Annotated in this window: 13 protein-coding genes; 6 read left to right on the forward strand and 7 right to left on the reverse strand. The window is 65.2% G+C overall.

Annotated features, from left to right (window positions below):
• Positions 1 to 208 precede the first annotated feature (208 nt).
• The 4 genes from ACR9ZN_RS20400 (at position 209) to ACR9ZN_RS20415 (ending at position 4,464) form a co-directional block, all read left to right on the forward strand.
• Positions 209 to 1,321: an S-(hydroxymethyl)glutathione dehydrogenase/class III alcohol dehydrogenase gene (locus ACR9ZN_RS20400; protein WP_434958269.1), complete on the forward strand. Its 1,113-nt coding sequence runs from the start codon at positions 209 to 211 to the stop codon at positions 1,319 to 1,321.
• Positions 1,322 to 1,552: 231 nt separating this feature from the next.
• Positions 1,553 to 2,137, forward strand: a complete 585-nt coding sequence (locus ACR9ZN_RS20405; RefSeq protein ID WP_434958270.1) for a Spy/CpxP family protein refolding chaperone — start codon at positions 1,553 to 1,555, stop codon at positions 2,135 to 2,137.
• Between the two features lie 231 nt (positions 2,138 to 2,368).
• Positions 2,369 to 3,070: a response regulator gene (locus ACR9ZN_RS20410; protein WP_434958271.1), complete on the forward strand. Its 702-nt coding sequence runs from the start codon at positions 2,369 to 2,371 to the stop codon at positions 3,068 to 3,070.
• Positions 3,071 to 3,210: 140 nt separating this feature from the next.
• A complete protein-coding gene (locus ACR9ZN_RS20415) occupies positions 3,211 to 4,464 on the forward strand; it encodes a sensor histidine kinase (RefSeq protein WP_434958272.1) in 1,254 nt (417 codons plus the stop codon).
• A 32-nt stretch (positions 4,465 to 4,496) separates the two neighbouring features.
• On the opposite strand, the gene ACR9ZN_RS20420 is transcribed toward ACR9ZN_RS20415, so the two are convergent.
• From ACR9ZN_RS20420 to ACR9ZN_RS20445, 6 genes are all read right to left on the reverse strand, one after another.
• Positions 4,497 to 5,114: an alpha/beta hydrolase gene (locus tag ACR9ZN_RS20420; RefSeq protein ID WP_454816174.1), complete on the reverse strand. Its 618-nt coding sequence runs from the start codon at positions 5,112 to 5,114 to the stop codon at positions 4,497 to 4,499.
• The gene (locus ACR9ZN_RS20425; protein WP_481273035.1) at positions 5,111 to 6,088 is read right to left on the reverse strand and encodes a glutathione S-transferase family protein; all 978 of its coding nucleotides are present in this window, start codon (positions 6,086 to 6,088) and stop codon (positions 5,111 to 5,113) included. The genes ACR9ZN_RS20420 and ACR9ZN_RS20425 overlap by 4 nt, the downstream gene beginning before the upstream one ends.
• 3 nt (positions 6,089 to 6,091) lie before the next feature.
• On the reverse strand, positions 6,092 to 6,943 hold the full coding sequence (locus ACR9ZN_RS20430; protein ID WP_481273036.1) for a VOC family protein: 852 nt from the start codon (positions 6,941 to 6,943) through the stop codon (positions 6,092 to 6,094).
• 43 nt (positions 6,944 to 6,986) lie between these two features.
• Positions 6,987 to 7,403 (reverse strand): DoxX family protein, encoded by a 417-nt coding sequence (locus ACR9ZN_RS20435; RefSeq protein WP_454816180.1) that lies wholly within the window; start codon positions 7,401 to 7,403, stop codon positions 6,987 to 6,989.
• 104 nt (positions 7,404 to 7,507) lie between these two features.
• Positions 7,508 to 8,419: a LysR family transcriptional regulator gene (locus ACR9ZN_RS20440; RefSeq protein ID WP_481273037.1), complete on the reverse strand. Its 912-nt coding sequence runs from the start codon at positions 8,417 to 8,419 to the stop codon at positions 7,508 to 7,510.
• 311 nt (positions 8,420 to 8,730) lie between these two features.
• Complete coding sequence (locus tag ACR9ZN_RS20445; protein WP_481273038.1) at positions 8,731 to 9,624, reverse strand: transglutaminase family protein; 894 nt, start codon at positions 9,622 to 9,624, stop codon at positions 8,731 to 8,733.
• Positions 9,625 to 9,951: 327 nt separating this feature from the next.
• Between ACR9ZN_RS20445 and ACR9ZN_RS20450 the strand changes: the two genes are divergently transcribed.
• Positions 9,952 to 11,166, forward strand: coding sequence for an aminotransferase class I/II-fold pyridoxal phosphate-dependent enzyme (locus ACR9ZN_RS20450; RefSeq protein WP_454816186.1), 1,215 nt, complete (start codon positions 9,952 to 9,954; stop codon positions 11,164 to 11,166).
• A 16-nt stretch (positions 11,167 to 11,182) separates the two neighbouring features.
• Positions 11,183 to 12,184 carry a hypothetical protein gene (locus tag ACR9ZN_RS20455; protein WP_454816188.1) on the forward strand — a complete coding sequence of 334 codons (1,002 nt, stop codon included), beginning with the start codon at positions 11,183 to 11,185 and terminating at the stop codon, positions 12,182 to 12,184.
• A gap of 50 nt (positions 12,185 to 12,234) precedes the next feature.
• On the opposite strand, the gene ACR9ZN_RS20460 is transcribed toward ACR9ZN_RS20455, so the two are convergent.
• On the reverse strand, positions 12,235 to 13,824 hold the full coding sequence (locus ACR9ZN_RS20460) for an MFS transporter (RefSeq protein WP_481273039.1): 1,590 nt from the start codon (positions 13,822 to 13,824) through the stop codon (positions 12,235 to 12,237).
• Positions 13,825 to 13,922: the final 98 nt, after the last annotated feature.

Raw genomic sequence — 13,922 nt, forward strand, 5'->3', positions numbered from 1 at the left:
CCTCTCATAAGAAACTTCTAAGCGCCGGCCGGGTCCGCATGCTCCCGGCGGCGCTTGCGCTTCCACCCGCATCCGGCTAGCCCTTGGCGAATCCTGGAGCAAAGCGCGTTCAAGCATGAACGCTCATTTACTTCAGTTCTTTGGTTCGACGCGTCTTTGCGGTTCTTGCCGATCCCGGCAGATCGAAAAACGCTTTGGGGAGTGAATCATGAAGACGAGAGCGGCTGTGGCATGGAAGGCGGGAGCGCCTCTGACGGTCGAGACCATCGAGATCGGCGGCCCCAAGGCGGGCGAGGTGCTGGTCGAAATCATGGCCACGGGCGTGTGCCATACCGATGCCTACACCTTGTCGGGCGCCGATCCGGAAGGCCTGTTCCCGGCCATTCTCGGCCATGAAGGCGCGGGCATCGTGCGCGAAGTCGGCGCCGGCGTCACCAGCCTGAAGCCGGGCGACCACGTCATCCCGCTCTACACGCCCGAATGCCGCCAGTGCAAAACCTGCCTGTCGCAGCGTTCCAACCTGTGCACCGCCATCCGCACCACCCAGGGCAAGGGCGTGATGCCCGACGGTTCCAGCCGCTTCGCCTGCGACGGCGGCGAGGTCTTCCACTATATGGGCTGCTCGACCTTCTCGAACTTCACGGTGCTGCCGGAAATCGCCCTCGCCAAGGTGCGCGAGGACGCTCCCTTCGACAAGATCTGCTACATCGGCTGCGGCGTCACCACCGGCATCGGCGCGGTGATCAATACGGGCAAGGTCTGGCCCGGCGCCAATGTCGTGGTGTTCGGCCTCGGCGGCATCGGCCTCAACGTGATCCAGGGCGCCCGCATGGTCGGCGCCGACAAGATCATCGGCGTCGATCTCAACCCGGCCAAGGTCGAGATGGCCAAGAAGTTCGGTATGACCCATTACGTCAATCCAGCCGAAGTCGGCAGTGACAAGGTGGTGCAGGCCATCGTCGACCTCACCGGCGGCGGCGCCGACTTCTCCTTCGAATGCATCGGCCTGCCGGTGACCATGCGCCAGGCGCTGGAATGCTGCCATCGCGGCTGGGGCGAATCGATCATCATCGGCGTGGCCGCCTCGGGCCAGGAGATCTCCACCCGTCCGTTCCAGCTCGTCACCGGACGCGTGTGGAAGGGCACCGCTTTCGGCGGCGCGCGCGGCCGCACCGACGTGCCGAAGATCGTCGACTGGTACATGGAGGGCAAGATCGAGATCGACAGCCTGATCACCCACACCATGCCGCTCGACGAGATCAACACGGCCTTCGACCTGATGCATGAAGGCAAGTCGATCCGCTCGGTGGTCACTTTCTGAAGACCGGGTTTCAGGCCCCCGCTTCGACAAGACGCAATGACCGATCCGCGCTCCGTCTCCACGGGCGCGGATTTTCCTTATCCGCTTCATCTAACTTTACAAACGCCCGGACGGCGCGAAACCTCCGGTGGCTAGGCTTCATCATCCCGCAGTGCCCGGGCATTGCCCTTGCGGTGCCCCCTGGCGCTGCTCTTGCAGTGCCCTCCGGCACTGCCCTTGATGGAGACTGACATGAGTGAAAGCCCGAACGCTCCCGTTCCCGCACGCCGCTGGCCGCGCGTGCTGGTTCTCGGCGGCGCCATGGCAGCCGGCATCGCCCTCGGCGCTGGCGGATTGGCTGCCGCCGCGGTGATGGGTGGTGGTGGCTGGCATCACGGCCCCCGCCTGGAGCGCATCCAGAATTTCGTGCGGATGTCGCTCGATTCCGTGGCCGCGACCTCCGAGCAGGAGGCCAAGGTGCACGACATCGTCGCCGCGGCCTATACCGACCTGGCGCCCAAACCCGAAGACAGGGCGGCCTTCCGCAAGCAGGCGATCGACCTGTTGCGGGCGCCCACCATCGACAAGGCGGCGATCGAGAAATTGCGCAGCGATTTCGTGGCCCGGACCGACGCCAAGTCCAAGCGCTTCGTTGAAGCCGTCCTCGCCACCGCCGACGTGCTGACGCCCGAGCAGCGGGCCAAACTCGCCGAACGGGCCGATTTGTGGAGCCCGCGCGGCCCGATGATGGGTGGCCATCGCGAACACCATGACGGACAGGGCCGGCCCGAACGGCCGGCTGATGACGGCAAAGGCGGCGACAACGGCGACAATTGAGGCGCCTCCTGGAGCAAAGCGCGCTTGGCGCCAAACGCCGCTTTACCTAACTCCTTGTTTCGACGCGCTTTTGCGATTCGTGGTCATTCCATCCAATCGCAAAACGCTTTAGGATCGACGCAGAATAACGGCCGCTCGCTCGGACGTGTCGAGTCATGAATTGGGTTCCAATCCATGACTGCGACACGTCCGGGAGCGGCCGAACGGATTTTCTCTATCCCGGAGCGGGCAGTGGCCGTGGAACGTATCCTGATTATCGACGACGACACCCGGCTCGCCGCCATGCTGGGCGATTATCTGGCGGCCGCGGGTTTCGACGTCGATCACAGGCCCTCGGGCGCGGAAGGGCTCGGCGCCATCGAGCGCGACGGCTACGATGCCGTGGTGCTCGACATCATGCTGCCTGATTTCGACGGCTTCGAGGTCTGCCGCCGCCTGCGCATGCGCTCCAACATCCCGGTGGTGATGCTGACCGCCCGGGGCGACGATACCGATCGCATCGTCGGGCTCGAGATCGGCGCCGACGACTATCTGCCCAAGCCCTTCAATCCGCGCGAATTGCTCGCCCGCCTGCGCGCCGTACTGCGCCGGCGCTCGGCACCGGCCGAACTCGACAACCAGACCCTGCGCTTCGGGCGCCTCACCATCGATCGCGGCTCGCGCAGCGCCCGCATCGACGGCGAGGAACGCGCCCTCACCAGCCATCAATTCGATCTGCTGCTGGCGCTGGCCGACAATGCCGGCAGAGTGCTCAACCGCGAAAGGCTGATGGATCTGGTGAAGGGCGAGGAACTCGACGTGTTCGACCGTTCGATCGATGTGCATATCTCCCGCATCCGCGCCGCGATCGAGGACGATGCCAAGCATCCGCGCCGCATCCTCACCGTGCGCGGCGCCGGCTATGTCTTCGCCAAGCGCCAGGATGCCGATTAAGTGACGCCGATTGAGTAGAAACCAGCCTATAAGGGTCATAACGGTCGCGGACTGCCGGCCACGTTCCATCGCCCGGTGGAGCGGCGAACACCGGCACGGCAGAGCAAAGCGCGTTCGGGACCATCATATCGTGTGCGCCCATGCCTAAATTCTTTCGCAAGCGTCTGTTCTGGCAGGTCTACCTCACGCTGCTCGCCTGCCTCGTCGTGCTGGCTCTGCTGGTCGGTACGCTCTGGCGCATGGCCGGCGATACGGCGGGCGAGCGCTGGGGCGCTTTGCGCGTCCGGCTCACCGACGAGTTGGTGCGCTTCCAGGAACGCACGCCCGAGGACCTGCCCACCGAGATCCGCAAGCTCAGCGAGGAAATGGGAGCCTCGATCTCCGTCTACAGCAAGGAGCGCGTGCTGATCGCCTCGCGCGGCTTTCCGATCGCCCTGCCGGCCGGAGACGACGATGTTCCGCAGCGCTGGCTCGACCATGTCGTCCGCCTCGATTTGCCGGGTGGGCGCACCGTGCTCGCCCAATTGCCCAGGCCGCCGAAGCCGGGGCTGCGTGTCCTGTTTCTGGTCCTGCTGGTCGCCGGCGGCGTCGGCATCGCAGCCTGGCCGGCCACGGCTCGGCTGACCCGCCGGCTCGAAACGCTGCGTGCCGGCGTCGAGAGCTGGGGCAGCGGTGCCTTGAACCGGCGCGTGGCGGAACAGGGAGCCGACGAGGTCGCCATGGTGGCCCGCAGCTTCAATGGCGCCGCCAGCCGCATCGAGGCGCTGGTCAATTCCCAGAAGGCCCTGCTCGCCAATGCCAGCCATGAATTGCGCTCGCCCCTGGCAAGGCTGCGCATGGCGGTGGAGATCGGCGCCGACAAGCCCAGCGTGGCGGTGCGCGAGGAAATCAACAAGGACCTGCAGGAGATCGACCAGTTGGTGGAGGAGATCCTGCTCGCCAGCCGGCTCGACTACGCCGCTGCCACGCCACTCGAAGGGGCGCCGGTCGACCTGCTGGGCCTGGCGGCCGAGGAAGCCGCCCGCACCGGCGCCGCCGCCGATGGCGAGCCGGTGGAAATCCGCGGCGATGCCACGCTGCTGCGGCGGCTGATGCGCAACCTCCTGGAGAATGCCGGCAAGCATGGCAAGCCTCCGGTGGAGATCACCATCGCCAGCGAGAGAGGACGGGCCCGTATCGAGGTGTGTGACCGCGGCCCCGGCATTGCCGAGAAAGAGCGGGATCATCTGTTCGAGCCGTTCTATCGACCCGCCGGCCGCAGCGAGATCTCGGGCGGCTGGGGGCTCGGCCTGGCGCTGGTGCGCCAGATTGCCGGGCGCCACCGCGGATCGGTGCGCTGCGAAAGCCGCGAGGGCGGCGGCAGCCGTTTCGTGGTGGAACTGCCGCTGGCGTGAACGAGTACGGTCTGTACCGTCGCACGGCCGCCTCACGCATACGCATGGGTGCCGAAGCGTCGGGCCAGGAAATCGGCCGCCTTCATGACGCCTTCCGGCGAGATGGTATGATCGAGGCCAGGCTCGATGAAGAGTTCGGTCTCGACACCCTCGCGGTCGAGCCGCTCGGCAGCCGCCTCGCTTTCGCGGGCGGGAATGATCCTGTCGTCCTCGCCATGAACGAGCAAAGCCGCGCTTCCCGTCGCCGGCGCCAGGGGATCCGGCGTCGCCAGCCTGGCGGAAAAGGCGACGACCGCCAGCGGCCAACGGCCGGAGGCAAGCGCGTCGAGCGCCATGATCCCACCCTGCGAAAAGCCCGCCAGTGCCACGCGCCCGGGCGTTTGAGAAAAGCCATGCCTGTCGATCACATCCCGCAGGGTTGCGTCGAAGGCCGTGCGGGCGGCGACAATGCGGCCGCCGCGGTTCTGCGCGGTCACGCCAGCGACGCTGAACCATTGCCGCCCCGTCTCCCCGGCATCGAAGGCAAAGGGCGCGTCCGGCGCCGCCAGCACGGCGCCCGGCAGCATCTCGCGCCAGATATCACCCAGATGCATCAGATCGCCGCCATTGCTGCCGACGCCGTGCAGGAGGATGATCAGGTTGTTTGTCATGCGGCCTTGGCCTCGGCGGTATCCAGGCCCGGCAGTTCGGGGCCGACAGGCACGATGCCGCCCGGATTGAGCGCGCTGATCGAATAATAGCCGCGCTTGATGTGGTCGATGCTGACGGTCTGGCGGATCCCCGGCACGGCGAGCATGGCTGCGAGATAGGCCGAAAGCGCGGGATAATCGGCCAGCCGCCTGAGATTGCATTTGAACAGGCCGTGATAGGCGGCATCGAAGCGCACCAGCGTCACGAACAGGCGAATATCGGCTTCGGTCAGGCCGGCGCCGAGCAGGAAGGGACCGCCAGCCGCCAGGCGCTGTTCCAGCCGGTCGAGCATGGCGAAAATCTCGCGGAAGGCGGCTTCATAGGCTTCCTGCGTGGTGGCGAAACCGGCCCGATAGACGCCATTGTTGAGGCTGGGATAGATGGCCTCGTTCAGGGCGTCGATCTCAGGACGCAGATCCTTGGGGTAGAGATCGATCTCGCCGCGGGCAAGGGAGCCGAAACCATCATTGAGCATGCGCAGTATGTCGGCGGACTCGTTGTTGACGATGGTGCCGCGCTGCCTGTCCCACAGCACCGGCACCGTGGCGCGGCCGGTATAGGTAGGATCGGCGCGGGTGTAGACCTCGTGCATATAGGTCGCGCCATTGACCGTATCGGGCGTGGCGCCGGGATAATTGCCGAAACGCCAGCCCTGCTCGGTTGTGGTCGGTTCGACCACGCTGACGGAGATGACGTCATCGAGGCCCTTGAGCCTGCGTCCGATCAGGGTGCGCGAGGCCCAGGGGCAGATCAGTGCGACATAGAGATGATAGCGCCCCGCCTCGGCCTGGAAGCCGGCCTCGCCCGTCGGCCCCGCGCGGCCGTCGGGCGTGACCCAATTGCGGAATTTCGAGACCTGACGCACGAAGCCGCCCTGCTTGTCGGTCGCCTGTACTGGATGCCAGTCGGCGCTCCATTTTCCGTTGACCAGCATGGCTCAACCTTTTCGGGTGACGATGGAGAACGATGTTCCCCACGGGTCGTGCAAGGCGAAGCCGCCTGCCTTCTCCCTGGTGGCAACGCCGGCCGCCTGGACTCGGTTCCTTACGGCGGCAAGGATCTTCGCATCGGCCGCGATCATCCCCACTTCGGCCAGACCCGTCGAGGGAAAATCGCGCTGCCCCGCCCCGCGGCTGTTCCAGATATTGGCTGCGAGATGATGATGATAGCCGCCTGTCGCAAAGAAGCTGGCGCCGGGGTAGCGGGCCGTGAGATCGAAACCGAGCACACCGCCGAAGAAGGCATCCGCCGGCTCGGTGGCCCCGACCTGGAGATGCACATGGCCGACGATGCCGCCGGCGGGGTAGCCCTGCCAGCGTGTCGTACCGGCTTCGGCGATCACGTCCTGCACATCGAGGCGCTCCGTTGACATCGTCACCGTGCCGCCGTCGATGGTCCAGGCGCTACGCGGACGGTCGGCATAGACCTCGATGCCGTTGCCCTCCGGATCGGCCAGATAGATCGCCTCGCTGACCAGGTGGTCCGAAGCGCCCTGGAGCGGCAGCCGCGCTTCGACGGCATGCTTGAGCCAGCGGCCGAGATCCGCCCGACCGGGCAGCAGGAAGGCCGTATGGAACAGGCCGGCCTCCCGAGGCGAACGCCGGCGGGCCTGCGGATCATGCCGCAGCTCCAGCAACACCGTGTCGCCGGTTCCGAGCCGGCGCAGGCCGGCTTCCGACGACACCGGCTGCAGGCCGATCGCCTGTTCGTAGAAACCGCTGACCGCATCGAGGTCATGCACGGTCAGGCTGACCGTGCCGATGCTGAGGGGAGCGTCACTGGCTGACATGATATCCTCCGGACGAAGGCTGGTTGGCTCGAAAGGCTCGGTTCTAGTGGGCGGTGCCGCGCGAGGGCGTTGGCCGCAATGCCAGGGCACCGTCGCCGATCAAGGCGAGCGCGAGAAGGCCGGCGATCCACAAGGCCAGGAATTCCCAGCCGCCATTGGGATTGGTGAAGAAGAAGCCGGCCGGGCCGTGCACGGTGGCGATAGCGCCCGCCAGCACCGGAATCAGGGCCAGGGCCGCCAGTCGCGGCCAGACGCCGAGGATGAGGGCAAGGGCCCCGATGACCTCCCAGGCGATGGTCACATAGGCCAGTGCCGGCGGCAGGCCGAGCGAGCCGAAGAACTGGGCCGTTCCAGCCGGCGTGAACACGAAGATCTTGAGCCCGGCATGGGCCAGGAACAGGACGCCGAGCGCAAGGCGGAGCAGCAGGGCGGCATAGGGAGCGGTGCGGGTGTCGGACATGGTTGTCTCCAGGCAAAGGGTTTGCTGTCCCTAATCTGCACCATTTCCATTGCAGAGATTATCCTCGCCAAGGATAGAATATTCCTTCCATTCCAGAAATTATATCACGACCAACCCTGCTCCCAGGGCGGTCTGCCGCGATAGCGCTCGGCCAGGAAATCGACGAGGACGCGGATCTTGGCCGCCAGATGCCGGCCGGGCGGATAGAGGGCATACGCCCCGAGCGACCTGTCTTCGAAGGCGCGGAGCAGCGGCTTGAGCCGGCCGGCCCGCAACGCCTCGCCGGCCAGGAAGCTCGGCCCGCAGGCGACGCCAAGCCCGGCCTCGGCCGCTTTGAAGCTGGCCTCCCCGTTCGAGAACTGAAGCCGCCCCTTGACCGCCACCTGCAAGGTGGCCTTGTCAGTCATGAACTGCCAGGTCAGCGGATCGTGAAAATTTGTATCGATGATGCATTCATGGCGCGCCAGCTCGTCGGGATGGAGGGGTTCGCCATGCTCGGCGAGATAGGCGGGCGAGGCGGCCGCCACGACGCGGGTCTCGCAAAGCTTGCGGGCGATCAGGCTGGAATCGCTGGGATTGCCGATGCGAATAGCCATGTCGAAGCCCTCGTCGACCAGGCTGACCACGCGATCGGTGAAGCCGACATCGAGCTGGATGTCGGGATAGAGTTTGGCGAAGGCGACGAAGGCCGGCGCCAGATGCATGGTGCCGAAACTGAGGGGCACCGACAGCTTGATGCGCCCCGCCGCGAGGCTGGAGGCGCTACGGACGGAGGCGTCGAGGGCATCGAACTCTTCCAGGACGATCTTGATGCGTTCGTAATAGGCGCGGCCGATCTCGGTCGGCGACAAAGCCCGCGTGGTGCGCTTGAGCAGTTGCACGCCGAGATCGGCCTCCAGCCGCGACACCAGCTTGGAGGCCTGGCCCGAACTGGTGCCGAGCCGGACCGCCGCCCGAGAGAAGCTGCCGGCCTCCAGCACTGCCACGAACATGCGGTCGCATTCGAGCCGTTCCATGTACTATTTCCGATCTGGAGATAATAGTGCCATTTTTAGCTCAAAAATCTCCGCCACGGAAAGAAATCGGGGCTGAACTAGGAAAATACCGCTATCGAATGAAGCGCGACAATCCTTCCGCGGTTTCGGGGAAGCTGGGCCGGCAAAGCCGGGCCGGATGGGGCGGATGGCGCTAATGGGTCATGATAGAGCAGTCGCAACGCCACTCTCCCCCTTCCGTCGCTGCCATGCAGCGACACCTTCCCCGAAACTGGGGAAGGATTGTCGTGCCCAATTCGGTGTGCTCGTTATCTTTGTGCACGATACCGCCTCTACGGCGACACACCCGCCTCTTCCACCTCCTCGACATCGACGCCGACCCAAAGCCCGATGAAGGCCGAGGGGGAGCCGATGAAGGAGCCCGCTATCGGCACTGCCTGATGCGGCTCGCGCACGGCGGCGATGCGAATCAGGCGATCGGATGCCACCAGGCCATTGGTGGGGTCGAACTCGATCCAGCCGATATCCGGCAGATAGACTTCGGCCCAGGCATGGGTTGCCCCCGCCCCCTGCAGAATGGGCGCACCCATTTCGGCCGGAGGATCGAACAGGTAGCCGGAAACGAAACGCGCTCCGAAGCCGAGCAGGCGGGCGGCGGCGATGAACAAAGCCGCGAAGTCGCGACAGGCGCCGCTCCGGCTGGCGAAAGTGAAGGCGGGATCCTGGGTCGACTGTTCGAAACGGGTGACATAGCCGAACTCGCCATGGATCTCCTGGCACAGGCCGGTCAGCAGGTCGCGCGCCCCACCCGGATGGCGCTTCGGGGCACCGGCGATCCAGAGCCTGAGCTCATCGGGATAATCGTCGGCGGAGGCGAGCATGGCGGCGCCGAGATCGATGGCCTCGTCAGCCGAATAGGTCACGGGAAAGGGGGCTTCCCTGCCGGTCAGATGGGCCGTCGGTGCAGCCGAGGCGAAGCGCTCGATCTCGAGGTGGCTCTCGATCGACAATTCGCCGGCCTGTCCCGTGAAGACCCCCGTGCAGACCTCATTGCCGAAAACATCGTAACTCCAGGCGAAATCGGCTGGCAGCGAGGTGGTGAGGGTGGCCGAGATCAGCCTCATCTCATGGCTGTCGCGTGGGCGCAGCATCATGCGATGCGGGCCGAAGCTGACCTGTTCGGCATAGCGATAGGTCGTGCGATGGCTGACGATCAGGCGTTTCAAGGCATAACTCCCTTCGAGCGACGGATTCGCTCCAGTCGAGAAGATGGACGAGGCGAAAAAATAGGGTATGACCGAAACAAGCCGGCGACAGTGGAAACTCTCGCCGGACGATTGGCGTTTGTGATTCAGCAGTCTTGCATGGATTGCAAAAGCGCATCGAAACAATGCGTTGGAGCAGGCAAACGTTCCGCCGCTGTGCGGCTTGCTCAAGGTGTTTAGTGATTTGACGGAATCACTTCAAATCGCAAAGACACGTCGAAACAAAGAGTTAGAGCAAACGAGCGTTTCCGTCTAAACGCATTTTGCTCTGGAGAACAAGGAGTGACGATGGCAGGCCCGCCAGGCATCAAGGCACGGTCGCAGGGATTCGCCGATATTTTCGATCGCTCCACCGGAGGCGCCCTCACCCCGCTCAGCGTGGTGATCGAGAAGGTGTTGAGCCCGGTCCGGGCGGTGATCGAAGGTCGCGAGACCCTGATGTTCGGCACCAATTCCTATCTCGGCCTCAATTTCGATCCCTCCTGCATCGAGGCCGCCAGTACGGCGCTGGCGAGCTTCGGCACCGGCTCGACCGCCTCGCGCGTCGCCAGCGGCAACCAAGCCCTGCATATCGAGCTCGAAAAAGCGATTGCCGAACTCTACGGCCGGCGTGACGCCGTGGTGTTTTCCACCGGCTTCATGGCCAATCTCGGCGCCATCGGGGGGCTGGTGCGTGAAGGCGATGCCGTGGTGCTCGACGCCCATTGCCATGCCTCGATCTTCGACGCCTGCAAGCTGTCTGGCGCGAAAATCCTCACCTTCAAGCACAATGACGCCGCCGATCTCGCACGCGTCATCGCGGCAAGCGACATCGCGCCGAGCCGCACGCTCGTCATCGTCGAGGGCCTCTACAGCGTGCTCGGCGATGTCGCCGGCCTCGAAGCGATCAGCGCCGTGACCTCGGAAACCGGCACCGTGCTCCTGGTCGACGAGGCCCATTCGCTCGGCCTCTACGGCGCCAGGGGCCGCGGCGTTGCCGAAGCGCAGGGCGTGGAGGACAAGGTCGATGTGATCGTCGGCACCTTCTCCAAGAGCGTCGGCGTGGTCGGCGGCTATTGCGTCACCAATGATCCGGCCTTCCGGGCCCTGCGCTTTGCCGCGCGCAGCTATCTCTACACCGCCTCCCTGCCGCCGCCGGTGGTGGCCGCCGCCAGGCAGGCGCTTTCGATCATCGCCGGCGACAGCGAGCGCCGCGCCACCGTCACCGCGCGCGCCGAGGCCCTGCATCGCGGCCTGACCGGCCTTGGCCTGCCGCCCTTGGCTCCCCCCGGCCCGGTCGGCGCCATACGCATGCCCGGCATCAAGGCTGGGTTGGAGACCTGGACCGCCCTGCTGCGCAGCGGGCTCTATGTCAATATGCTGATCCCGCCGGCCACACCCAATGGCGAGGTGGTGCTGCGCTATTCGGTCTCCGCCGCGCACACCCCTGCCGACATCGAGAGCGCTCTCGACATCATCGCCACGGTGGGCCGCCAGACCGGCGTGCTCAGGGGCGCAGCTTAAAGCAGCAGAACCAGTCATGCCGTCCTTTCATCATCTGCAACTTCCGGTCGCGGGCGCCAAATCGTTGGTCTGGAAGGGTGATGAGTTGGTAGATTGGATCGGCGGAGCGGACATATACTGTCTGGACGGTTCGAGGACGTCGGGGCTTGTGAGGTATCGCTATCGCTTCGATAGCGTCATCCAGTCGCCAGATGGGCGATATAGCGTGCTCTATGAAAGGCTCGGCACCAAAGGAATTGTGTTGAAGGATGGCGCGGTCCTACGGGAGATCAACCGCAGTTACTACCACGCTCACGTCTACGACTTTCCCATCACCCTTTTTGAATTGCCAGATGGGCGACCGGTCATCGCGCATTGCCCTCACGACTACAATCGGCTGGAAATCGAACTTCTGGAGACAGGGGAGAGCTTAACCGGATGCCGGGAGGAACGTGCCGCCGATATCTTCCATTCTTGTCTGTCGACGAATCCCAGTGGAACAATGCTCCTGAGCGCGGGCTGGGTTTGGCACCCGATCCATGTGGTGCACCTCTATCGCGTTTCGGATGTACTGACTGCCCCCGTCTCACTCGACTCCTACGATACATATCTGCGTGCCGATACCGAGCTTGTATCTGCAACCTTCCTCGATGATGACCGCATCGCGCTGGCGACTGATCCGAACGCAGAAAATTTCGGCGATGAGGGTGACCCGGACCTCATCCCACATCCTGGCACACTGTCGGTCTACCGCATCAGCACGAAGACATGGGAAAGCAGCGTTCCCTTTGGCGAAACGGCCGGTATGCTCCATGCCGTCGATGCAGAACATGTCCTCGCCTTGTATCAGCACCCCAAGCTTGTTCACCTTCCCACCGGCAAGATCATCGAACGCTGGCCTCGGATCGCAACCGGCAATTGGGCAGGCTGCATCGATATGTCCAATCATGACATTCCGCCGCTCGCTTGGGACGCCGAGAACAAGAGGCTGGCCGTCGGCACCGCCACGCAAATCCACGTGCTCAGCCTGGTGGTGTGATCGGAGGCGGCAGGGACATGGCGCCTCCGCCACGCCGAAGGGCTGATCTTTTACGACCTCGCACATTCCTGCAGGACGGCTGGCTCACCCTCTGTCGCACCTGGTTGCACGGTAGCGTTTTTCCGCCGGCGCAGCGCGGCCCAGGCGAGGGCAATGACGGTGGCCGAGGTGACGGCGAGCAGCAGGATCATGCTGGCTCGATAGCCGGCGACGAACAGGCTGGCGGCGAGATCCTGTGCTCGAACTGGGTCGATGCCGCTGCCTGCCAGCAGGGCGGCCGCCCTGTCCGGCTCGCTCACCACCCTGTCGGTGAGGCCTGCCGCCGCAGCCGGCAAGTTGCCGGCGGCAATCTCGAACGCGTTTTCCGCCGCCAGGCGATAGACCAGGGTGGCGAGCACCAGGCCCAGCGCCCCGCCGACATTATGTAGCGTCCAGCTCACACCGATGGCGGTGCCGCCGAGCCGCGGCGCGACGGATGACAGTGCGGCGACCGTCGAGGGGCCCAGGATACAGCCCCAGCCGAGCCCCATCGCGGCGAAGGCTGCGATGACGAGGCCGAGCCCGCTGCCAACCGAGAACAGGGCCTGCAGCCCGGCGGAGAGTGCCAGCAGCGCCAGACCGGCGATGAGCAAGGGAATGGGGCCGCTGCTGTCGGCCAGCCTGCCGACGCTCGGGGAGACAAGGGCGACGAGTGCCGTCGCCGGCAGCAGCAGGAGACCGGTGATGAAACTGTCATGCCCGCCGGCGACGGCAAGGTAGAGCGGCATCAGGAACAAGGCGGCAGCATAGAAAAAGCCGAGGCAGATGGTGGTGAGGCACACCAGCAGGAAACGGCCATTGGCGAGGAGGCCGAGCGGCAGGAGTGGTGCCGCGCCGCGGTGCTGGACCAGGCCGAAGACGGCCAGGATCGCAGCCGCGGCGGCCAACAGCGCGAGGATGACGGGCGAGGTCCAGCCCCAGTCGAGCCCCTGCGAGAGCGCCAGCAGCAGGCAGGACAGGCCTGAGATCAGCAATCCCGCGCCCCACCAGTCGATGCCCTCATTTGTCTCGGCCCCACGCGACTCCGGCACGCGCGGCAGGCAAAGCACGAAGCTCAGCACCAGGAAGGGCACGTTGATGAAGAAGACCCAGCGCCAATCCAGGAGCCCGACCAGGATGCCGCCGGCGATCGGGCCGAGCGCCAGCCCCGCCCCTCCGCCGGTCGAGACGATGCCGACAGCCCGGCCGCGTTCATGCTCAGGGAACATGTCGGCGACGATCGCCGTCGAGGCGGTGTAGAGCACCGAGGTGCTGGCGCCCTGGATGAAGCGAAACAGCACGAGTTCCCCGATCGAGCCGGCAAAGCCCGCCCCGAGCGAGGCGAGGGCAAAGACCAGCATGCCGCCATAGAGCACGCGCCGCCGGCCATAATGGTCGGCCAGCCTGCCGCCGAGGACCAGGAAGGCCGAAAGCGCCATCACGAACAGGGTGATGACCCATTGCGTCTGTCCGAGCGAGGCGGCGAGGCCCCGCTGGATCTCGGGGATGGCGGTGTTGACGATGGTGAGATCGGTGCAGCCCACGAAGCTGGCGATGCTGATGCCGACAAGGGCGATCCAGCGCGAGCGGCTGCCTTGTTCCAATGCTTCGTTGCGCGCCATGGCAAGCCTCTCCGAACGATCATGAACCGGCTCAGACTACGGCAGAACCGCGATCTCGAATTGCTCCTTCTTTTCGATTGATTAGCGAAATTATTTCG

This window comes from Labrys sp. HAY1-8F (genome assembly GCF_056754975.1).

What these genes read in the sequence shown, in the direction of transcription:
- ACR9ZN_RS20400 (WP_434958269.1), top strand. Translation starts at nt 209, where the DNA reads ATGAAGACGAGAGCGGCTGTGGCATGGAAGGCGGGAGCGCCTCTGACG.
- ACR9ZN_RS20405 (WP_434958270.1), top strand. Translation starts at nt 1,553, where the DNA reads ATGAGTGAAAGCCCGAACGCTCCCGTTCCCGCACGCCGCTGGCCGCGC.
- ACR9ZN_RS20415 (WP_434958272.1), top strand. Translation starts at nt 3,211, where the DNA reads ATGCCTAAATTCTTTCGCAAGCGTCTGTTCTGGCAGGTCTACCTCACG.
- ACR9ZN_RS20420 (WP_454816174.1), bottom strand. Translation starts at nt 5,114, where the DNA reads ATGACAAACAACCTGATCATCCTCCTGCACGGCGTCGGCAGCAATGGC.
- ACR9ZN_RS20425 (WP_481273035.1), bottom strand. Translation starts at nt 6,088, where the DNA reads ATGCTGGTCAACGGAAAATGGAGCGCCGACTGGCATCCAGTACAGGCG.
- ACR9ZN_RS20430 (WP_481273036.1), bottom strand. Translation starts at nt 6,943, where the DNA reads ATGTCAGCCAGTGACGCTCCCCTCAGCATCGGCACGGTCAGCCTGACC.
- ACR9ZN_RS20435 (WP_454816180.1), bottom strand. Translation starts at nt 7,403, where the DNA reads ATGTCCGACACCCGCACCGCTCCCTATGCCGCCCTGCTGCTCCGCCTT.
- ACR9ZN_RS20440 (WP_481273037.1), bottom strand. Translation starts at nt 8,419, where the DNA reads ATGGAACGGCTCGAATGCGACCGCATGTTCGTGGCAGTGCTGGAGGCC.
- ACR9ZN_RS20450 (WP_454816186.1), top strand. Translation starts at nt 9,952, where the DNA reads ATGGCAGGCCCGCCAGGCATCAAGGCACGGTCGCAGGGATTCGCCGAT.
- ACR9ZN_RS20455 (WP_454816188.1), top strand. Translation starts at nt 11,183, where the DNA reads ATGCCGTCCTTTCATCATCTGCAACTTCCGGTCGCGGGCGCCAAATCG.
- ACR9ZN_RS20460 (WP_481273039.1), bottom strand. Translation starts at nt 13,824, where the DNA reads ATGGCGCGCAACGAAGCATTGGAACAAGGCAGCCGCTCGCGCTGGATC.